The organism is Lysinibacillus sp. HST-98 (assembly GCF_016757845.1).
Classification (GTDB): domain Bacteria; phylum Bacillota; class Bacilli; order Bacillales_A; family Planococcaceae; genus Lysinibacillus; species Lysinibacillus capsici.
In genome coordinates this window covers 238,748-260,667 of the sequence record NZ_JAENHX010000003.1, presented here as the reverse complement: position 1 = coordinate 260,667, position 21,920 = coordinate 238,748, and the positions used below count along the sequence as shown (strand labels likewise).

General features: G+C 39.6%; 21 protein-coding genes and 1 riboswitch. Of the genes, 3 read left to right on the top strand and 18 right to left on the bottom strand.

Annotated elements, in window-relative coordinates; genetic code table 11:
• Positions 1–14: 14 nt before the first annotated feature.
• From JIN86_RS09840 to JIN86_RS23780, 5 genes are all read right to left on the bottom strand, one after another.
• A complete protein-coding gene (locus tag JIN86_RS09840) occupies positions 15–701 on the bottom strand; it encodes a response regulator transcription factor (protein WP_202341825.1) in 687 nt (228 codons plus the stop codon).
• Positions 679–2,157 carry a sensor histidine kinase gene (locus JIN86_RS09835; protein ID WP_202341824.1) on the bottom strand — a complete coding sequence of 493 codons (1,479 nt, stop codon included), beginning with the start codon at positions 2,155–2,157 and terminating at the stop codon, positions 679–681. Before JIN86_RS09835 ends, JIN86_RS09840 begins: the two co-directional genes overlap by 23 nt.
• A gap of 178 nt (positions 2,158–2,335) precedes the next feature.
• Positions 2,336–3,697, bottom strand: a complete 1,362-nt coding sequence (locus JIN86_RS09830) for a PepSY-associated TM helix domain-containing protein (RefSeq protein ID WP_009370904.1) — start codon at positions 3,695–3,697, stop codon at positions 2,336–2,338.
• Between the two features lie 169 nt (positions 3,698–3,866).
• Entirely contained in the window at positions 3,867–4,034 is a 168-nt protein-coding gene (locus JIN86_RS09825) for a hypothetical protein (RefSeq protein ID WP_004229387.1), read from the bottom strand.
• Positions 4,035–4,096: 62 nt separating this feature from the next.
• Positions 4,097–4,219: a hypothetical protein gene (locus JIN86_RS23780; protein ID WP_004229388.1), complete on the bottom strand. Its 123-nt coding sequence runs from the start codon at positions 4,217–4,219 to the stop codon at positions 4,097–4,099.
• A 30-nt stretch (positions 4,220–4,249) separates the two neighbouring features.
• A riboswitch (cobalamin riboswitch) is annotated at positions 4,250–4,441 on the bottom strand.
• Between the two features lie 253 nt (positions 4,442–4,694).
• Between JIN86_RS23780 and JIN86_RS09820 the strand changes: the two genes are divergently transcribed.
• Entirely contained in the window at positions 4,695–5,060 is a 366-nt protein-coding gene (locus tag JIN86_RS09820; protein ID WP_202341823.1) for a VOC family protein, read from the top strand.
• A 241-nt stretch (positions 5,061–5,301) separates the two neighbouring features.
• Entirely contained in the window at positions 5,302–6,657 is a 1,356-nt protein-coding gene (locus JIN86_RS09815; RefSeq protein WP_202341822.1) for a C40 family peptidase, read from the top strand.
• A 42-nt stretch (positions 6,658–6,699) separates the two neighbouring features.
• On the opposite strand, the gene JIN86_RS09810 is transcribed toward JIN86_RS09815, so the two are convergent.
• Together JIN86_RS09810 and JIN86_RS09805 are read right to left on the bottom strand one after the other, a co-directional pair.
• On the bottom strand, positions 6,700–8,085 hold the full coding sequence (locus tag JIN86_RS09810) for a UDP-N-acetylmuramoyl-tripeptide--D-alanyl-D-alanine ligase (RefSeq protein ID WP_202341821.1): 1,386 nt from the start codon (positions 8,083–8,085) through the stop codon (positions 6,700–6,702).
• Between the two features lie 139 nt (positions 8,086–8,224).
• Positions 8,225–9,619 (bottom strand): Mur ligase family protein, encoded by a 1,395-nt coding sequence (locus JIN86_RS09805; protein WP_202341820.1) that lies wholly within the window; start codon positions 9,617–9,619, stop codon positions 8,225–8,227.
• 140 nt (positions 9,620–9,759) lie between these two features.
• Here JIN86_RS09805 and JIN86_RS09800 point away from each other — a divergent pair, with 140 nt between their 5' ends.
• Positions 9,760–10,971, top strand: a complete 1,212-nt coding sequence (locus JIN86_RS09800) for an ATP-grasp domain-containing protein (RefSeq protein ID WP_004229393.1) — start codon at positions 9,760–9,762, stop codon at positions 10,969–10,971.
• 76 nt (positions 10,972–11,047) lie between these two features.
• On the opposite strand, the gene JIN86_RS09795 is transcribed toward JIN86_RS09800, so the two are convergent.
• From JIN86_RS09795 to JIN86_RS09745, 11 genes are all read right to left on the bottom strand, one after another.
• Complete coding sequence (locus tag JIN86_RS09795) at positions 11,048–13,240, bottom strand: YheC/YheD family protein (RefSeq protein ID WP_004229395.1); 2,193 nt, start codon at positions 13,238–13,240, stop codon at positions 11,048–11,050.
• A gap of 79 nt (positions 13,241–13,319) precedes the next feature.
• Entirely contained in the window at positions 13,320–13,751 is a 432-nt protein-coding gene (locus JIN86_RS09790) for a hypothetical protein (protein WP_004229405.1), read from the bottom strand.
• A gap of 148 nt (positions 13,752–13,899) precedes the next feature.
• Positions 13,900–14,559, bottom strand: a complete 660-nt coding sequence (locus JIN86_RS09785; RefSeq protein WP_009370900.1) for an HAD family hydrolase — start codon at positions 14,557–14,559, stop codon at positions 13,900–13,902.
• Between the two features lie 118 nt (positions 14,560–14,677).
• A complete protein-coding gene (locus JIN86_RS09780) occupies positions 14,678–15,028 on the bottom strand; it encodes a DMT family transporter (protein WP_004229409.1) in 351 nt (116 codons plus the stop codon).
• A gap of 12 nt (positions 15,029–15,040) precedes the next feature.
• Positions 15,041–15,364 (bottom strand): DMT family transporter, encoded by a 324-nt coding sequence (locus tag JIN86_RS09775; RefSeq protein ID WP_202341819.1) that lies wholly within the window; start codon positions 15,362–15,364, stop codon positions 15,041–15,043.
• Positions 15,365–15,389: 25 nt separating this feature from the next.
• The gene (locus tag JIN86_RS09770; RefSeq protein WP_004229412.1) at positions 15,390–15,608 is read right to left on the bottom strand and encodes a helix-turn-helix domain-containing protein; all 219 of its coding nucleotides are present in this window, start codon (positions 15,606–15,608) and stop codon (positions 15,390–15,392) included.
• An 11-nt stretch (positions 15,609–15,619) separates the two neighbouring features.
• The gene (locus JIN86_RS09765; protein WP_202341818.1) at positions 15,620–16,258 is read right to left on the bottom strand and encodes a DUF2975 domain-containing protein; all 639 of its coding nucleotides are present in this window, start codon (positions 16,256–16,258) and stop codon (positions 15,620–15,622) included.
• A 120-nt stretch (positions 16,259–16,378) separates the two neighbouring features.
• The gene (gene opuFB, locus JIN86_RS09760) at positions 16,379–17,899 is read right to left on the bottom strand and encodes an osmoprotectant update ABC transporter permease/substrate-binding subunit OpuFB (RefSeq protein ID WP_237497205.1); all 1,521 of its coding nucleotides are present in this window, start codon (positions 17,897–17,899) and stop codon (positions 16,379–16,381) included.
• A complete protein-coding gene (locus JIN86_RS09755) occupies positions 17,889–18,845 on the bottom strand; it encodes an ABC transporter ATP-binding protein (protein ID WP_202341817.1) in 957 nt (318 codons plus the stop codon). Before JIN86_RS09755 ends, opuFB begins: the two co-directional genes overlap by 11 nt.
• 92 nt (positions 18,846–18,937) lie before the next feature.
• Positions 18,938–20,734, bottom strand: a complete 1,797-nt coding sequence (locus tag JIN86_RS09750; RefSeq protein ID WP_202341816.1) for a vWA domain-containing protein — start codon at positions 20,732–20,734, stop codon at positions 18,938–18,940.
• Between the two features lie 3 nt (positions 20,735–20,737).
• Positions 20,738–21,796 carry an AAA family ATPase gene (locus JIN86_RS09745; protein ID WP_004229422.1) on the bottom strand — a complete coding sequence of 353 codons (1,059 nt, stop codon included), beginning with the start codon at positions 21,794–21,796 and terminating at the stop codon, positions 20,738–20,740.
• Positions 21,797–21,920: the final 124 nt, after the last annotated feature.

The window sequence follows — 21,920 nt, the reverse complement described above, 5'->3', positions numbered from 1 at the left end:
ACGAGATAGTTTACTTAAACATTAAAGCGATAGCCTGCACCCCAAACTGTTTCCAAAAACTTGGGCTGCGCTGGCTCTCGTTCAATTTTTTCACGTAGTTTTCGGATATGAACAGTGACAGTCGAAACGTCTGCAGCTGATTCATAGCCCCAGTTTCGCTCATATAGCTGTTCCTTACTTAATACTTGATTGGGGTGTCTAACAAAAAAGACGAGCAAATCAAATTCCTTCGTTGTAAAGGCAATCTCATCACCATTGACAAACACCTTTCTAGCCGAAGTATCGATTGTAATGCCATGAATGGACATCATATGATTTGTTTGTTGATTGGTCGCCAGACGCTCATATCTCGATAAATGTGCCTTGACCCTCGCTACTAATTCACTCGGACTAAATGGTTTTGTAATATAATCATCAGCTCCTAGTCCAAGACCACGAATTTTATCAATATCCTCTTTTTTAGCTGAAACAAATAAAATGGGCATATTGTGTACCGCTCGAATCTGTTTACAAATGTCAAAGCCACTTATCCCTGGTAGCATAATATCCAAAATGATTAAATCATAATTACCTTTAAGTGCCTGCTGTAGCCCATCCTCTCCATGATGTTGGATATCTACTGTAAAGCCATTAATCTCTAAATAATCTCGTTGAAGCTCAGCTATGCTCACTTCGTCTTCAATTAGCAGAATTTTTTTCATGATGATTCACCTTCTTCTCAGCCTTTTTCAATGAAATGAATATGCTCGTCCCCTTTGTTAATTCACTCTTTGCCCAAATATCGCCACCCATTTCAACAACGATTTGCTTTGCAATGGCTAACCCTAAGCCACTGCCTCCTGTTTGCGAATTACGTGAAGGCTCCGCACGGTAAAAACGATCAAAAATATAGGGCAATGCGGCAGAATCAATGCCTGCACCATTATCTGTTACCTGAATAATCGCATCCTCTGCTCGCTCATGCAAGGAAATAATGATTTGCTTATACGGCTTATCCATATATTTTTCGCTATTACTTAAAAGGTTCGTCAGGACACGTCTTAATTTATCTCGATCCACCATTGCCAAAAGCGGCGAGCCTGCTGATAGATATTGTAAATGAATGTCTCGTGCAATAAAATCAAAGCTTGCATCCTCTACATAATCATGCATATATTGCTGGAGATTGACGCTTTCTAATTGGAAGGGAATCTTTTTTAAGTCCAATTTAGAAAATAAGAATAGCTCATCAATTAATACATCCATATCCTTTGCCTTTGTATAGATAGTAGTTAAATATTTATCCATTTTTTCCTCTGTATTTGCCACACCGTCTTTAATGCCCTCTACATAGCCGATAATGGAAGTCATCGGCGTTTTTAAATCATGGGAGATATTGGAGATGAGCTCCTTTCGATTTTCCTCGTATTGAAGCTGCAGCTGGATGGATTCTTTTAATTTGACTCTCATTTCCTCGAATGACCGATTCAGCTGACCAATTTCATCCTTCGAGTGGGTCGCAATTTCAAAATCCAAGTCGCCCGATTTAATTCGTTCTGCCCCTTCCTTTAATGCCGAAATCGGTTTAATAATACTTCTTGAGACTAAATAATTTAAAAAGCCAATAATCATCATAAACAGGACAAATAAAATACCCAAAAGAATTGGTAACAATTCCCTCGTTACCTCTGCATGGGAACTAACCTCTCTCAATACGAAAATACTGCCCTCTGTTTGATCTGGAAAATAAAAATCAAATTTGACATACGTATAAAAGGCTCGATTTATCATGATGGTGTCACGAGAATTAATATTGGTTGCTTCAAAGCCAGGTAAGCTTTGAAGCAATAATTGTTTATGCTCTTTCTGTGTTGAATAAACAATTTGATGATCTTTTCGTACCACAATCTCTATCGAAGGCGCATTGATTTGTTCAAGCTGTTCGAGATCTAAAAGCTGCTGGGGATTTTTTTTAGCTAGTAATTTTAAATCTAGAAACGCATTTTCCTCTACTGTCGTCAAAGGCTTTTGGACGTAAGATTTTTTATAAAAATGCTCAATTGCTTTGACATCGCCTGTAATGGCAAAGGAAAAAAGAAAAACCGCTGCTAATAATAGCGTGATGGCAATGATGATGACACCCACATATGATAGCAAAAACCTTGTTTTTATTGACATCTACATACCCCCATAAGCTGAAACTACTAGCAATGTACCATACAAATCTTAAAACTTTATAAAATCATGCTGAAAAATCTATAAACATTTTTACCGCTTCAGTATAGTATTGCGTTCCTATAAATGAAATAAACAAAAAAGATACGGCACAATCCCGCTGTGCCGTATCATCTTTGCTTTATTTAGTTTCTTGTGCTCTTAGCTTCTTCTTTGTTTGCCAACCTAAAAGGATATATTCAATTAATGCCACAACGATTAATGAAGCACCAAATAGCGGCATCATAATCCCTAATATGACAAGGAAAATGATGAATGGCATGGATATTTTATGAGAAATTTGCGGTGGTGCAGACAGCTCCCCTTTTTTTCTACGTAAAATCCAAGTGCGAATGCCCCACACAATTACGGCTAAAAAGGCTAGACAAACCACTAAATTTAAAAGCTTATTGGGCCAGCCGAATAAATGCCCCTCATGTAATGGTATCCCCCACGTAAAGAATTTAGCTAATAGGCCATAATCGTCATAATTCACTTGATCGATAAACTTGCCACTATACTGATCAAAATACATTGTAGCTTCCGCTGTAGGTTTTACATCTAGCCCTGTTACACCAGAATTACTAGCCTTCGCGACTGTATAGACGCCCTCACCGTTTGACGGATAAATTATAGAGTAAGGCTTAGCAACGTTCATCGAATTGATCTCTTTTTCAAGCTGAGCAATCGGCATTTGGCTGTCGTTCGTATAACGGACAGCACTACCACCATGATGCTGTGCATGTTCTCCTTCTGATGTCGGTGCCTCTAATTGACGAGTGGCCCATGGAATTTCAGAGACATCAGATGTTGGTGGCTTTTGTTGGAGTAATGGATAGCCAAAAGTAGGATTTTCTGACGCTATATCTGCTAGCATGGAACCCTGAAAAGCAGACCATAATAGCCCAGTCGAAATGAACATCACCATTGGAATCGTAATGATTGTCCCAACAAGTGCATGCAATCTCTTACTTTTTTGTCTCTTATTCTCCGACTTGCCCTTCTTTAGGAGATTTCCTTTGAATGTCATATAAAGACCTGACAGTAATAAAAAGATCGTCCAGCAAGCTGCCAGCTCTACTAAATAGTTGACAAAGGTCCCACCAATAAAGAGAGAGCTATGCGTATTTCTCATAATATTTGAAAATGTATAATCGGCATCCTGACTACCAACCATTTGATTGTGATCATCTAAAAATACGTACTTTTGTTTAGCTCCATTTGATAAAGTTAAACGCGTATTATAAGGCTCCTCCAACATAATCACTTTCGTAGTAGAGTATCCTGCAAATGCCGCCTCCGCTTTTTCCACGGCCTCATCAATTGTTAAGACCTCTTCCTTATGGCTTTCACCAAAAAAATAATCATCATATAATCGATTTTCTACATCTGTAAAAAACAAATAACCAATCCCACTTAATGTGAGAGACAGCAATAAAGGCGTAATAAAAAGTGCTGCGAAAAAATGCAACCGCCAAAACCTAGAATAAAGCAAATTTTTCATATTTGATCTCCAATCTCTCTATTTATAGCAGATTAATTATATAAATAAAAAGTGAAATATGAATGAAGTCCTAAAGGCAGTTTTATGACAAACAAATGTATTCCAATTGGTATTATGTTATTTACTCAGAAAAATGGCTACTTCATTTTTCGAAGTAGCCAAACATATTCTATCCTCTTAATTCTTTCAAAACATTGGCGTACGCTGCTAAAATAGATTGCTCATGTGAAGCATCATGCCCAACATAATGTTCAACAAGCTCCTTTAAGGGTTTAGGCTCTTGCATAATTTCAAATTTGAATAAGCTTTCATAGTACTCAACAACTTGTGGATTCATGTGGACCGCTCCTTTAATTTTTTACATAAAAAAACATCTTTCCCTCATCAGAAAGATGTCTACTATGACAAATACACGACATAATACGGTGATTGCCAGATGGAAAGAAGCTTTCTATTAAACATAGAAGCACCCTTTTTAGCAATCATCGTACTATGAGCATGCAGGAGAAATTCTCTAGTCACACTCAACACCCCCTATCCGCGTAGGTTTTTTGGCTGTACTAGATAAAGGCAGGTCTCCTGGCTTATGTTCATCACACCTTTCACCTTCCCATTACGACTCGTAACAGTGGTCTTTTGAAATGTGCTCCCATTTACAGTTGCGGGACAGCGTCGGATTCACACCGATCTTCCCTTTTAAACAAATTAAAAAATCTAATTTGTACCTCTATCCTATTATTCCGTTTTTATTATTATACCATAGTATTAAATCTTAACAGAATAGAAATGTTGGGCTTTTAAAGTTCTAAAGATTAGATTTAGAACTCTATCCCTCTCTTTTGAGGTTTTATCCACTTAATTTGAAGCGCTATCCACCAGTTTTAGAATCCTATCCTCCTCTTTTGAAGTTCTATCCGCTAGTTTAAAGTCTATCCTCTCATCCATTTCAAATATCTAGAAATTAATCTATAATTAAGGAAAAAGGGGGCGGTCTGAGATGATTATGGGTTTACATCATGTGCAAATTACAATTCCGAAAGGCTGTGAGGAGCAAGGGAAGGATTTTTATTGTCATGTCTTAGGACTTCCAGAATTGGAGAAGCCTGACTCTCTCAAAGGACGTGGGGGATTTTGGTTACAGCTTGGTCAACAGGAGGTCCATGTAGGGACAGAGGATGGCTTCGATCGTTTGACCACAAAGGCGCATATTGCGTATCAAGTAGTGGATATTCAGTATTGGCGGAAGAAGCTCGCAGCACATCAAATCAAGATACTCGATTCTGTGCCTATTCCTCATTACGAGCGTTTTGAATTCCGTGATCCTTTTGGTAATCGTGTAGAAATGATACAGAAAATCGTGTAGGCTGCCTCGTTTTGGGGCAGCTTTTTTCATGGAATTGTTCCATATTACATCTTACTGAAACATTTGTAATAAAACTGTAAATTCTCTTGATAAAGCCTTTTATAGCAAGTGTTGAAGCCCTCCCTTCAGTTACCCTGGTAACATTTACCGCCCAGAAGCCCTACTTTTTCATGCTACGATTATTTCCATGGCAAAGGTATACAGGAGAAATCCTACTAGATGCTTTAGGAGGTTACACAACATGAATAAACGATTTTTATCTACAACACTTGCATTAACCATTGGATTTAGTTCATTTGGAATGGTGCAAACAGCGGTCCAGCCGATACAAGTAGAGGCTGCGACAACAAATGCTCAGAACAACGCACAGGCGGTAGCTGCAAAAGCAGACCAATTAATTCAGACTGGTAAAAGCTTAATGGGGCAAGCAACATACAGCAATTCGGTTTACAAGCCTACATACCCATACAAATTTTCTTGTGCTTCATTTTTAATGTACATCTTCGAGAAAAACGGGGTAGACCTTGGTACGTATAATGAAAATTATATGATTCAGCAAGGGACTTATGTAGCGCGAAACCAATTACAAAAAGGCGATTTAGTGTTCTTTAAAAGTAAAAAAACAGGAACTGATCCCGATCATGTCGGTATGTATATTGGCGACAATAAAATCATCCATATGGCTGATAGCAAACAAAATATAGTTATCTCTGATTTAAATAGTAAGCCATATTATACGGAAAACTATGTATCTGCACGTAGAGTATTACCTACTCTACTATCTGCCAACCCTGCTACAAAAGGCGATAAAATTGTAGAGAATGCTCTATCCTATAAAAACAAAGTAACGATTAGTTCCACAACAAATGAGGCTAGCTTACGCTTTACAGCTCCAACTTTCGTTGATTTTATCTATCGTAAAAGTGGTGTGACACTTGGCGCAACTTCATTAAACCAATTAATGAACCAAGGATCCACTGTGGCACGTGCTAACTTAAAGAAAGGTGACCTAGTTTTCTTTAATAGTGTCAAAGGCTCTAAAACACCTTCACTTGTCGGGATTTATGCAGGAGATCACCGTATCATCATCCCTAATTCAGATGGTGTAATGACAAGAGTATTATTTGTAGATTACTATACTGAACATTATATTACAGCGAAGCGCGTTTTCTCTGGTAGCACCTCTACGCCCAGCGTAAGTGCACCTTCAGCAAGTACATCTGCCGATAAAATTATTGCCACTGCTACTGGCTTAGCAAGCAAAGCAAAATTCGGCTATACGTACAATGAGAGTGCACTGACTTTTACAAGTGCGGGTTTTACTTATTATGTCTTTAAAAAGCATGGTATTGATTTAAAAGATAAACTAGCAAGTAAACAGGCTTTAGTAGGGACACGTATTCAAAAATCACAACTACAAAAAGGGGATCTACTGTTCTTCTCTACGAATAATGGTGGACAAGAAATCACACAAACGGGTATTTATATAGGCAATAACCAATATATTAGTATGACAACGAATAATATTGTAAAACAAAACATGTCTTCGACGTGGGCACAAAAGAATTTTGTAGCCGCTCGACGCGTCTTAAAATAAATGAGGAAAGGGGTGTCTCAATCTTGTTGAGACACCCTTTTTCTATGCGTTTTTTAGTTTATTGGCAAATTCGATCATGGATCTACTAGACATCGGTCCCTTAATTAAAACTATCGTGTCTGCATCAAGCTTTGGCTTCAATAATTCTAAAACGCCTGCTACCTCTTTAAACGTATGAACCTCTGCGCTGGTTCCATCCTTTTGCGCTTGATCGGCAATCTTCTCTGCCCTTTTGCCGATAGTAATCAATGTATCGATCTTTCTTACTGCTACCATGGAGCCGATTTCGCGATGATATTTTTCTTCAAAATTGCCTAATCGCTTTATATCCCCTAAAACAAGAATGACCTTTTTGTCTTTTCCCACCGTATCTATAACTTTTAAGGCTGCCTCTACAGATGTTGGGTTATTTGTCCATGTATCATCAATAATCGTACTGTCACCAAGTCCTGTCGTAAATTCTAAATGTCTTGCCATCTGTTTAAATGTTCTGAGTCCTGCGATTGCCTGACGAATGGTCAGCCCCATTTCATGACTAGCTGCAATTGCGGCTAAGGCATTATAGACCTGATGCTCACCATAGCCTGGGACAAACACATTGTATCTTTCATCCGCCACCTCTAAAACAAACTTCATGCCCGTATTGGCAAACTCCACTTTCGAAGCCTTGTAATCTGCCGTATCCTGTAAGCCAAACTTGATAATCTTCCCTTTAAATCTTTTCAATGAGATTTTTTTAGTATTGGCATCATCAGCATTGATGATTAACGTGCCATCTTCTTTAATGCCTTCCACAATTTCTGCCTTGGCCTTAATATAGCCCTCCAAATTGAGACAGCCATCTAGATGATGTACACCAATGTTTGTAATGATGCCAATAGTTGGTTGATAGATCATACATTGATGTTTAATATTCCCCGTATTCCCTAAGCCTAGTTCAAAGATAGCGGCTTGTGTTTTATCGTCAATGCCCGTTAAATAAGGTAATGATTGCCTTGGCTCGTTTTTACTGCTGACGGATGCTTGCACTTGCCAATGCTTACTAGCAATATGTTTTAACATCTCTTTTGTTGTTGTTTTCCCACAAGTTCCTGTTAAAGCCACAACGGGAATTTCAAAGAGCCCACGATAATACTCGATAAATGTCCAGTATGCCTGTGCAACACTTTTCACTTGTAAAACGGTTGTATTCTCCAGTGCATTTTTTAACTCTGTAGACGGTTTATCGGATATGATAAGAGACGGACCTTTCCGATCAATCTCTTGCCAGTTGATGTGATCGTTTCGACTAACAAACAGGAGCGAATGGCTCCTTGTTAAATCATGCCGATTATAATAGATCGCCTGCTTAACAGACCATTGTTCTGATCCGTGAATGAGCTTTCCCTGTAGGACATTCCTAAGTTTCTGCACACTAATGGATTGCAAGTGTACTACGCCTCCTCTCTTTATCAATCTTGTAGATGACTTATTTCTTCTCTTGATCTAGGCTGCTTTTTGATCAATTACTATACCTTATTAGAAAGCTCCTCTATGTGGCACAGTCAATATCCTATATTGAAAGAAGCTAATCAGCAGGTGGTGGAGGCTTTAGCTTTAGCTCCGTTGCTAGTTTAGAGACCTGTTTGCTATACATATCTCCCTTTATGAGAATGATGGTATTTTCATCCACAATCTTCTGCAATAACGGATAGACTAGCGTACTATTTTTAAATGTGTAAACAGGCGCGCTAAATCCTAGCTTTACTGCATGATCAGCCATAATCCTTGCGTGTTCTCCAATGGTAATCAGGACATCCACGCCAATACGTTGAATTAATTCACCCGCTTGTTCGTGAATAATGTAGCCCCACGAACCTAAATCGGTAATCGTACCAATAACCGCAATCTTTTTCTTGCCGTCACCTAACTCATTCAACACCTTTAAGGCAGCCTCTAAGGAAGTGGTTGTAATACTCCAGGTATCATCCAATAACATGGAATGATTAATGCCCTCAAAGAGTTGCAGCTGTTTTTTCAATTGACGGAATGATTGAAGCTGTTTTGCTGCGACTGGAATAGGCATCCCCATATCATGGACCGCGGCAATAGCAGCAAGAGCATTATAAACCTGATGCTCGCCAAACCCTGGTACAAGAATGTCATAGCTTTTTCTATCATGATGCAGGATAAATTTCATCCCTTTTTGATAGTAGTGGATATGGCTTGCTCGAAAATCACAGGAGTCATGCTTTCCTACCTTAATCAAACGCCCACGAAATCTCGAAACATCTATTTTTTTCGTATTCATATCTTCAGCATTGATAATTAATGTACCTTTTGGATGAATGATATCTACCATTTCTCCCTTTGCTTGAATATAGCCTTCTAATGTTTTGCAATAATTTAAATGATGGGCTCCGATATTCGTAATAATACCGATTGTCGGTTTGAAATATCTCCCTGCATTCGTAACGTCTCCAGGTGAGCCTACTGCTGTTTCAAAAACGGCAGCCTCGGTATCATCCTCAATGCCCAGTAAATATTGCAAAGAAGCCGTTCTAGAATTGCTGCTCAATGTCGTCGCAGTCACTTTCCGATCAGCCGAAAGAATATGTTTAATCATCTCTTTTGTCGTTGTTTTGCCTGATGTACCTGTAATCGCGACAATCGGAATATGAAACTGGCTGCGATAAAAATGAACAAATTTCCAATAGGCCTCTTCTGCATTCGCTACCTGTATCAGCATGACATGATCGGGAATGTCAGAAGGCCGATAAACTCTATTGGTCACTAGCACTAGAGGAGAAAGTGGCTCAAGACTTTTCCAATTAACAATACGTTTACTTGTAAAAAGGGCCGTATTGGATTTTTTCACTTGCTTTAATCGATAAGCCCCATGCTGAATCAGTGTATCCTCTGACCCGTGCACTAGATAGCCTGCCGTAATCATTGCTAAATTTTTCACCGAAAGAGGCTTCATATCTTTTCTCCCTCCTTTCTTTTCTAGTATATGTAACCTTTTAAAAGTTGCTTGGATGTAGACAAGATACATAACTAGAGGAAATCTATTTCATTGCATATATATAAAGGTGATTAAGTATCTAAGTACCAATAGAAGGAGTGATATACCTGAAAGCCATTGTATTTATCGGTACAAACAAATCTGGGTCTAGTCGTGAAGCAACAAGGGCAGCAGAAAAATTAGGCTACTTCACAGTACTTTTCACAAATAATGAAAAACAACTTGAACAGCGCAGAGCCTACCCCGACATCCATAAAATGATACTCATTGATACTTTTGATATCGAGAGCATGAAAGATGAAATTGAGAAACTAGGAAAAACTGGATTAAATATTAAAAGTATCGTTAGTTTTGTTGATCCATTTGTTCATATTGCTTCAACACTGTGTGATGAATTTTGTCAGAACTATACATCCTCCAGTGCGATTGAAACTATGGAGGATAAAGAAAAAACAAGAAAGTTTTTACAAGATCAACCATACTCGCCAAAATTTTTGCTCATGAAACCGAACGAACCCATAGCTAAAAATTTGACCTTTCCATTAATCGTAAAATCTCCTAAATCAACAGGCTCAAAAGATGTCTTACTAGCAACGGATGCCGATCAGCTCAATAACCACCTCAAAGCACTTCGCAGTAAAAATCCCTATGAAACCATCATGATTGAAGAATATCTAGATGGCCCTCAATATTTAGTAGAGGCGGTTGTTTATCAACGTCAACCACATGTCATTGGTATAATTGAGCAAGAAATTACGCAAGGAAAACGATTTATTATTACGGGCTATGGTGTTCTAGTGAAAGCCCCTAAAGACATCCAATCGGGCATCGAGGAGGTACTCCATTCCATCGTGAAAGCCTTTGATATTGAGAATGGGGCGCTTCATTTAGAACTTCGATTAACCCAAAATGGTTGGAAGCTTATCGAGATCAATCCTCGAATTTCAGGTGGCGCTATGAATAATATGCTACAAGCAGCTCTAGGTTTTAGTTTAGTAGAAGAAACATTGAAGATATTGCTAGGAGAACAGCCTAATCTGCAACCAAGACACAAAAAATTTGTTTATACAAAATATGTCATTGTGGAAAGTAGAGGAATATTAGAAAAGGTTATTGGCAAGGCAAGAGCGACAAGATCAACTGGCGTCGTTGAAGTATATGTCAAACCGAGAAGAGGTACCCTCCTCACCCCACCTTTATCAATGGGTCACCGTTATGCCTATGTCATTGCAGAGGGAGCAACCTTGAAGGAAGCAAGAAATCACGCAATCAATGCAGCGAAGGAAATAAAATTCATTTTGAGAGTTTGAAAAAAATATCCCGAATAATTGCCGCTTGCCAGTGGACAGTTACTCGGGCTTTTTTAATTTCATAAGTCGTAATCCATTATTCTTCTTTAAACGTTTGATCTAAAAACTTCACGGTTTCGAACATATTGGTTTTACTTGCACCCTTCACAAGAATGGTATCATGAGGCTTAATGAGCTTTTCAAGGAGGACATGCAATTGATCTTTATTAATAAAATGATGGACTCTGGATGGGTCCATGCCCTTCGCGATGGCTGCATTACTCATTTCATCTGTCCTAAAGCCATAGGTAATAAATTCATCGATGCCTATGTCATATACGTATTCCCCAACCTTACGATACTCCTCTTCCCTCAAGACACCAAGTTCTCGCATTTGCCCAATAATGGCTACTTTTCGATTTGTTGCGATATTCGTCAGTACATCGAGCGCAGCACGAACCCCCTGCGGATGAGAGTGTACCGTATCATCAATAACCGTTATATCATCTCGGCAATTATAAATCGTTAAGCGTCTTGGTGGTTTTTTAAAGTTGAGCCCTGACTGAATATCAAGTGGACTAAACCCTAAAAGATCAGCCACTGCCACTGCATTCAATGCATTATATACATGATGTTCTCCTAAAATAGGAATATATAATTCTATTTCTTGCCCATGTAGCTTCATTTTAAAGGACATGCCGACATCTTTATATTGCAAATCATATGCACGGTAATCCGCTTCTTTTTTTATGCCTACCGTGATGATTTTCCCTTTAAATTGCTGTGTCTCTAAGTATCTTGAATTGTCATCATCTTGATTGACAATGAGTAAGCCCTGTTGATCCATGCCATGAATCAATTCCGATTTTGCCTTGGCAACACCCCTTACATCTCCATCAAAGTTCCCAACATGGGCTAAGCCTATATTCGTTACAATACTAATATTCGGCTGGATGATGCTACAGTGATTGGTAATAATGCCTGGGTAAGCCATCCCATACTCTAATACAACGGCCTGATGTGAATCATTGATTTCTTCCTTATGCTTTTTCGTATGCTCTGTCGTATTCCAGTAATCCTTTGATTCAAATACATTCCACTTTTTCGATAAGATGGAACCAATAAATGCCTTTGTTGTGGTTTTCCCTGCACTTCCTGTAATCGCAATAATAGGCAGGGTTTTCTTTGCCTCCACTTGCTTACTTTTTTGTTGGACAATGTTCTTTTTCAGCGGTTTTTGATTTTTGGCAAGATACATCGCATAACGGATGGAATGGATGACCACATCTAATTCCAAGTAAAAGGCAGGGGGACAGCCTGGGCGCCAATTGACCTCATACATCCAAATTTTTTGATGTTGATCTAAGCCCACATCAATGCCAATTTCATCAATAACCTCCCCAAATTTCGCCATTTGAATTTCATCCAGATGATGTGCCAGCGCCAGTGAAAAATGCTCAAGCATTCGTCGAATATTATAGGCCTCTTCCTTAAACTCCTGCTCCAAAAAAGGATCTAAATAATTGGTATAGCCACCATTATTAATATTCGGTATGATGGAGCCATTTGGTGCAATGCGTGGATATACCGTTGTCACTACCCATTTACCTTCTCCATTTTTTTGAACATGCAGGCGGAAATCATAGACCTGACCAGATTTTGTAACAGATTGAATATACGGCTGCATAATAAAGGTGCCAGACGCAAGTTGCTCCTTTATCAATGAATCCAATTGTGGCTTTGTATAGGTTGTCGTGGTGCTATCCTTTCGCACCTCAAAATACTTGGCTCCCGCCTTTGTTATAAAATAAATGCCCTTCCCTTTTCGTCCATCAATTGGCTTAAACACCACTCGTTTATAATAATTAACGAACTTATGAAATAAATCGGCATCCTTTACAATTTCAGAGGGAATCAAATACTGTTCAAATTCCTTCGCTTCCTTTAATCGTTTCATCACATTCCATTTGTTCCCGATTGAATGGGTGGTAAATGGAATCTCCTCTTTTAAACGGTCAATAATCTCCTTGGAGACAGATAATTTCTCAGGGCTTCCTGCATTATAGATAACATCAGGAAAGGGCATTGTTTTTTCCTGCCATTGTCCATTCTCATAGACCTTTGCTCGAATAGAACGTTTGGCAAAGTCCACACTTTTAGGTGTGAAGTAAAAAAATGTTGCGCCTTCAGCTTTCGCAACTGCTGCAAAGGCATAGGACTTGAGCACTGTTGTCGGATCAAGTCGATGATGCAGCATACCAATAATCGTCATAGCTAAACTTCCTTTCATTAGATTCTCTCTCTATTACATTCACTTTGTATCCCTTGCATATAGACAGATGCTCTAGCTTTAGTAGTTTAATATGGCACTACCATTTCGGCTCTATGATAAATTTCCCCTTCAACATGTCTGGCTTTAAGAGCTGAATGGCCGATATACCGCTGAGTTCAATAGATTTCTTTGTACTTGTTTTTTCTAACCTCACCACATCTGCAATCGAATTTGTATCGTTTCCTTCATAATCATAAGCACGCAACAACGATACTGTGCCACGGCAACGCTCTCTATCAACAGCCTCAATGCGGAAAAACTCGGTCTCAAATTGTTTCACTGTATCCAATAAGCGTAAATGAGCACCACTATGTGTAATTAAGAAAAATGGAATCGTATCACTCCCGACAATTTTAATAAGTAGCTGACCAAAATATTTAGAATGAAAATTCATCATAATATCCTGAAGATCCTTTAAATCACTTAAAGCTTCACATAAAAAGTGATTTCTTTTCTTATCACTATTCAATTCGTAGCCCCCTCTCTTAGTTTGACTATACGATTTGATCCCTGTAAGTTGCCCTCTCGTTATCATATGTTGTGACAAAAAATATGGCGACTTCTTCCTAAAGAAACTAAAAAAACCTCCACCAATGAGGGGAGGCTTTTGCAAAAGTTTATGTTGCAAAACATGCGAGGAGATCATGTATCGTATAGTGTTCTAATGCAGTTACAGTATGATGTTTTGTATTGAATGGTAATTGCTTGGTAATCTCGTTCGGAATGACCACTGTAAAAAGACCCGCTGCTACTGCGGCTTGTGCGCCATTCGGTGAATCCTCAATTGCCATGGCCTCATCAGCCTCTACACCTAATTGTTCAAGCGCCTGCAAGTAAAGCTCTGGATCAGGCTTAACATTTGTCACCGTGTCAGCACTACAAAAGCAATCAAAGTATTGTCGGATACCCAGCCGATCCACATACAAATCAATCCATTGACGACTGGAGCTACTAGCAAGTCCAATTTTCAAACCCGCTTCCTTTGCCTGCTGTAGCAATGTTAAAATACCAGGTCTTAGCGTTTCCGTTTCCATCCATTGTGCATGGCGTTGCTGAATGGCTGTTTGAAAAGCCTCCACATCCAGTTGTATGTGATGATGTGTAACAAGATATGTATAGGGATTAAAAGTTTGAAGATTGGTCCCAAGGCACTTAGCATAGGTCGCTAACGATAATTCAACACCATATTGTGCATAGGCATCCTTAAAAACGTTATACCATGCTGTTTCCGTATCAATGATAGTACCGTCAAAATCAAAAATTAGAGCTTTTATCATCAAATTCTCTCCATTCAATTGTTTTGCGCTGAATCAAGCCCAGGTTTTGGCAGAGTTATCCGTCAATTTCCTAATCCTATCCATCAATTTAGACCCGCTATCCGCTACTTTCGCATTTCTATCTGCTTTTGCTATCCACCACTTCTTCACCTTTATCCCCCTGATTCAACAAGCTAACGCCTCCTATAATGAGGGCAATACCGATCGCAGAATAAACAGTAAAAATATCGTGCCAAATGACAATACCTACCAGAACGGTTAAGGCTGTGCCGACACCTGACCAGATAGCGTAGGCCAAGCTTAATGCCATGGTTTTTAAGCAGAGAGATAGGCTATAAAACGAAATACCATAGCCAATTGCTACCGCCAAGGATGGAACGAGGACAGTAAAGCCGTCTGAGAACTTCAACATGGTTGTTGCAAAGACCTCGCTTATAATCGATAGTGTTAAAAATAAATAGCCTTTCATCATGTTCAACTCCTAATGACCACCAGCAAGATTGAGTACCACGACACCCAAGATAATGCATAGAATCCCTAATATCTTCTTGCGATTAAATCGTTCCTTATAGAGGACAACCCCCACAATAGCGGTTAACGCTGTCCCTAAACCTGCCCAAATTGCATAGGCTGTGCCAATAGGAATCACTTTTAATGTTAAGGCTAAACAATAAAATGCCGTTCCATAGCCTACTACTACGCCGATTGATGGCCCAATTCGTGTGAAGCCCTCAGTACGTTTGAGCATGGAACTAGCAAAAACCTCTGCTATGATAGCGAGAATTAAAAAACTAAAAGCTGTCATTCAAAAAATCCTTTCTGCTTTGCTTCTAGATGTCATCCTCTTCCTCTACATATTCCAATATGTCTCCTGGCTGGCAGCCCAAAGCTTTACAAATGGCATTTAATGTAGAAAAACGTACGGCTCTTACCTTGCCTGTTTTTAAATTAGAGAGATTGACAATCGATACATCCACCCTCTCTGCAAGTTCACTCAGCTGCATTTTACGATCCGCTAGCATACGATCTAATCGAATAATTATGGTCATGTTTTCACTTCCTAAGCTGTTGCATCATATTCATCCTGAAGGAATGCACCGTATCGGAAAATACGTGCAAAGGTCCAAATCACCACACCACATAGTAAAAGAGTCCAGTGAATGCCTGTAAAATGATAGCTAATCCCCTTGATCAAACCCGTCTCGACAAATCGGGACTCCAATTGAAATTGTTGCATAATCAGATAGACGGTATATGTACGAAATGCATTCACTGTCAAGCTCAATACAATCACACAGTAGGCAATTCTCTCCATTTTTTTACTATTTGCGAGTGAAAATACAATACCTTTTGATAAATTACTTAATATATTCCTCACTTGTACAATAATCATTAATAAAATAGCTATGTATATTGTAGCAGTAAATAGAAAGGTCATGACATCTTTTTTTGAATAGTGAATGTCCCTTGTCACATGGTCTGCCAGCTTCATTTCCAATCCCTCTAACTGAACGGCAGCGGTCACACTGCCCTTTGCTAATAAATGATTCACTTGTTGCTCTGATACGACCATTGCTCCCACCATAAAAATCGCGAGCATCGTCAAGGCAAAAATCATCATCACCATGATGATGGTAAAAGCGGTACGAAGCCCCTTTGTCATCCATCGAAATTCTTTACTTTGAATTGTTTGCCCCATTATCAACCTCTCCCTCCCTTCTCTCTATTATACATCCCCTTTTATCTCTATCAATAATTTCTTAATGTTTATCATTAATAAATTATTGATAAAAATAAACCCTCTAAAGTTTAGAGGGTTTTATTTTAGTAATCCTATCTTTACTAAATATTCTTTTGCTACTTCTGCTGCAAGCTTTCCTTCTACATTCACCTGATAATTCATTTCTCGCATTTCCTCATCTGTAATGTGATCAGCTAGTTGATTTAACGCTTCTCCAATCTCTGGATAGTCAGATAGCGTTTCTTTCCTTAGTAAAGGCGCTCCCTGGTATGGTGGGAATAATGCTTGATCGTCCTCCAATACACGTAGCTTGTATAGACGAATTTCACTATCTGTTGAATAAGCATCGAGCAAATTAATATCACCTGATTGTATTGCCTGATAGCGAAGCTTGGGCTCCATCGTTGCAAGTGTCGTAAAGGCTATTCCATAGCGTTTTTGTATGCCCACATAACCATCCTCACGGTCATTAAACTCTAATGTAAAGCCTGCTTTCACCTTCTGCTCTATTGGTTTAAGGTCAGAGATTTTTTGCAGTTGATAGCTCTCAGCCAGCTCCTCTGATACAGCGAGTGCATACGTATTGTTATAGCGCATAGGACTCAGCATGACCATATCGAATTGCTTCTGCATCCCCTCTTTTGCCTGAAGATAGACGTCCTCTTGGTTATTATTAATGGCTTCTTCCTTTAAAAACTCCGAAATGGCGGTGCCTGTAAATTCAGGATAAATATCAATACTGCCCGATTTCAATGCATTGAATACAAATGAAGTTTTACCAAGCCCTGGCTTTAATGTCACCGTTAAATCGGTCTCCTGCTCAATTAATAATTTATACATATTGATGAGAATCTCAGGCTCCGCACCAAGCTTTCCTGCAATGACAATTTCATCTTGCTGTTTACTGCTTAGAAGCGGGAAGAAAATCATTCCCAGTGCCACTAAACTTATGAGACTTAATGTCGTTATTGTTTTTTTAAAGGACAGAGATTCTAATTTTTTAAGCGCCACATCAAAAATCAGGGCTAAAATAGCGGCGGGAATGGCTCCTATAAGAATAAGTGCCGTATTATTTCGGTCAATCCCAAGTAATATAATATCTCCTAAGCCTCCTGCACCAATTAAAGCGGCTAATGTTGCTGTCCCCACAATCAGCACCATTGCTGTGCGAATACCAGCCATCATAACAGGCATAGCAAGTGGTAGCTCTACCTTTACTAAACGCTTTGATCGATTCATTCCCATAGCTAATGCCGCTTCTTTCAGTGATGGGTCAACCTCATTGATGCCTGTATAGGTGTTTCGTAGAATAGGCAACAGCGCATAGACGACTAACGCAATAATTGCGGGAACTTTCCCAATACCGAATAAAGGAATTAATAAGCCGAGCAACGCTAAGGAAGGAATCGTTTGCAGCACAGCACTAATCCCAATAATACTCTCGGCTACTTTCTTTTTATTGGTTAAATAGATACCTAGGGGAATAGCGATGAGGACAGCAAAAAATAGCGCAATAAAAGAGATTTGGATATGCTCTAGTAATGCAGCCAGCAGCTGTGCCTTCCGTTCCTGAAATACATCTATCACATTAGCCACCATGCCCATGCCCTCTTTTCTTAGAATCCGCTGCTAAATAACGAAGCGTGGAAGCTCTTGTCACCATACCAATGAGCTTGCCATTCTCTTCGACACCTAACAAGTCATGCTCGGCTAATTTTTCAAGAATCATCGGAAATGGGGCATCAACAGGAATGGTATGCCCAAAGTCGTTTGTCACTGTGATTGGCTGTAACACATCATGGATCGTAAACAATTGATCCAACTGCTTACCTCCAATAAACTGGTGGACAAAATCATTTACCGGATTTTGTAGCAATTGCTGTGGAGTGCCTATCTGAACAATTTCGCCATCTTTCATAATACAGAGACGATCTCCTAATTTCAGTGCTTCCTGCATATCATGTGATACAAATACAATGGTTTTCTGGATGGTAAGCTGCATCTCTAGTAAATCATCCTGTAGTTTGGTGCGACTAATAGGGTCTAGCGCACTAAAGGGCTCATCCATTAAAATAATTTCTGGGTCAGCTGCCAAGGCACGAACAACGCCAACCCTTTGCTGTTCGCCTCCTGACAGCTCCTTTGGCTTACGCTGACGATATTTCGCTGGCTCCAGCCCCACCAACGCTAATAGTTCGTCTACACGCTGATGGATTCTCGTTTTACTCCATTTCTTCAGTTCTGGTACAACCGCAATATTTTCCTCTATCGTCATATGCGGAAATAGGGCGATTTGCTGTAGTACATAGCCAATACTCCAACGTAGCTCATGGATATTATAATCGCTAATTCTTTTATCATTGATCCAGATGGTGCCTGCTGTTAGGGGGATTAATCGATTAATCATCTTCAACAAAGTAGTTTTGCCGCATCCACTAGGGCCAATAATAACAAAGAATTCACCCTTTTTAATTTCTACATTTAGCGCTTTGACAGCTATTTGGTTGTTATCATATTGTTTTGAGACATTGTCAAATGTAATCATCTGTCATCTCCTTTAAAATGTGCTCAATAAATGCGTTCACTTTTTATATTTCACCAACAAAAATTATTTCAAACATTTGTAGATAGATGAAACTATTTCATTCTAAATACTTCGCCTTTAGGCACAAACGGTAGCTTTGCCCCCTGTGGTAGTACGAAGGCATGCTGTCTTTTAATGGCTAAACGATCACATTGTCCATCTGTAATAATCAGGATAGGACCATCTTTGGGAAAATCCTGTGCTGCTTCAAGTAGCTGTATACCAGGCTGTAAAACTGTGCCTCCTCTACCTCTTACTTTCACTTTCGTTAATAGTTCTTCAGGTGCTAGATAGCCCGCATCATAGGCAACAGCATCACAAAATATAACGCGAACAAAGGGGACATCTCTAGCGATGCTATAGCTCGCTATTGTGCCGAGTGCTTTTCCTAGTAAGATACGGTCCATGGAGCCTGATGTATCAATAAGGACTGCGAAAGTTCGTCCATCTACCTCACCGCTTTGATGAATCCATCTTGGTCTTGCTATATCGGGTGTCGATGCTTGTCTTCTACTGGGGCGGGTATACGTTCTAACTTTCTCTATCGGTTGAAACATCCGATCAAACCATTTGGCTAATGCCACATCCCAAGCAATAGGAGGCTGTGCAAGGCTACGAATTTCCTCAATGAGCCCTTGTGGCAGATATCCTCTCTCTTGGGTCATATGATAGCTTAACCCTTGACTCAATGCCCTTCTATAAAAAGCATCTAAATCCACACCTACCTTGCCTTCCCAAAAATCTGGTGGATTCGTTTCGATCATATCGCCCATGCCCTGCCCTCGAAAGGTTCTTAATTTGCGATACATCCTAATATCTGTAACAATACGATCATAAATAGATTCTGCTGAAAATCCTTTTAATGTTGGATCATATAGCCCACCAAATGCTGGCATCTCGCCGATTTGCATATCGATGAGCCAGCCATTGATAACATAATCACAAGCAACATTCCATAAGTAGGGATCACGTCCTTGTCTGCGGGTAGCATGGCTTAAACCCGCATGCAGCAATTCATGTGCCATTAGAAATCGCATTTCCTCATCGGTCATTCCCACAGCCGTATTCAAATAAATCTCCTTTGTTTCCACTGCAATGGCTGCGACCGAGATATCCATTCTTGTACAAATAAGTGGGTCTTCAATGATCGTAAAATCTGCTGCCAAAGCACCGAATAAGGGATAGGAGCTCATAAACCAAGCCTTTGCGCGTTGTGCTTGTGTTACCCTCGTTGTGCCTCCCAATGTGTTTTCTACCCCACCCGCTACTCGAATGGCACTTTGCACGGCTTTCGATAAACCTTCTGCAAATAATGCAGCGAAATCACTATTCCCTCGATAAAGATAGCCTGTTTGATTTTGTGAAATCACAAAGTCCACTTGGCCTGGCATTGTACTATAGCCTTTCAAATCATCTGGTACACCTTCGCGTAATAATCTTTCATATAATTTTTCCTCAGAGCTAATGGCCTCAAAAAGAGGATTACTCATTTCCTTTGGTGCTTGACCAAATTTTAGCTCTGCTAAAAATTTTGTTATATAGCAGTCACAGGCAATATTCCAAAGCTCCTGCTGCTCTTTTGATTGATGATGATGTAAGCCAAGGTGTAGCAAGCAATGCGCTATCACATAAGCCCATTCATTTGGCTGACCTTTTTTATCCTGATTCACATAAATAACACCTGCGCTTGTAACGTAAGCCCAATCCTTTTGGGGCATACTTTCGTATTGCATGTAAACAGCATGACATAACGCCTCGAACAGGGGATGTGTAGAGACGATGTCATGCCCACGTGCGATGGCTTTCTCATTTTTATGCTCCTGCTGTGATGCTTTCTTTTTTTTGGCCATAAGCTACCCTTCCTTTTTGGCTACTAAACGAGGTAAATCTCGGATAACCTCCAGCATAAACCAGGCAGGCAATGCTTCACCCTTTTGCTCTGATACAACCATCTGTGCAATTTCTAAGCTGATGGATGATAAGTCCTTGATCAAGTCTTTGGCTCGAAAGGCTAATTGCCGTTGATTGCCCTTCAATGTCGTATGCTCGTTCGGAAGCTCCTTCAGTAACTGAGCACGGAAGGATTGTGCCATGAAATAAAGCAAATCTCTTTCATCAGGTTGATCGGGCCAACGTAATTCTCCTTGAATAATTTTAGCAAGATCATATTTACTCTGCACTTGCTTGATAAAGGCTTTAAATTGACTGGCAGTATGCGCGGATAGGCAGCTACTTGCTAATAGATCAATTGTTTGTTCTTGTAAGCTATTGCCATATGCATACAAACAATCACTTAACATATGCCATGAACGAGGCGTGGAGAAGGGTTCTTCTGTTTTCGGAGGTTCGCTCCATAAATGATCGGGACGCATTTGAATATACTCAATCACATATGGATGTATTTCATGTGTATAGGCCCATTCAAGCCAATCTTTATGCGATGCCCTAAGCTGAACATGGACCATCCGATTGATTAATGCGGAGGACATCGGCTTAACAATGGCGTTATCCTGAGCCCGATTGCCTGCACCAATAACAATCGTACCCTCTGGCAATGTAAACTCTCCAATCCTGCGTTCATGAATAAGACTATAAAACGCTTTTTGTACTTCCTGTGAGCAAGCATTTAATTCATCTAAAAAAAGGCAATAAGGTTCATCGCGTGCAATCATTTTGGGTGGACAAAAAACACTGTAGCCATCCTTAATCTGCGGAACACCAATAATATCCTCAGGTGCTAGCTGACTGCCCAATAACGATACACAATGTAGCCCTAATTCACTAGCAAAGTTTTCAACAATCGCTGATTTCCCAATGCCAGGTGCTCCCCAAATAAAAACTGGTCTTATTGTCGCTACATTCAGTAGAAAATCATATAGTTGTTTTTGTGTCACATTAAAAATCGTATTCAATCAAAACGCCCTTTCAACTTATTGTTTTAAAGGTTAATAATACCATTTTCTATGAAATTAATCTTGTCTCTACCATTCTATGAAATTGACTGCCAATTACTAGCTGTGAGAAAATAATAAAAAT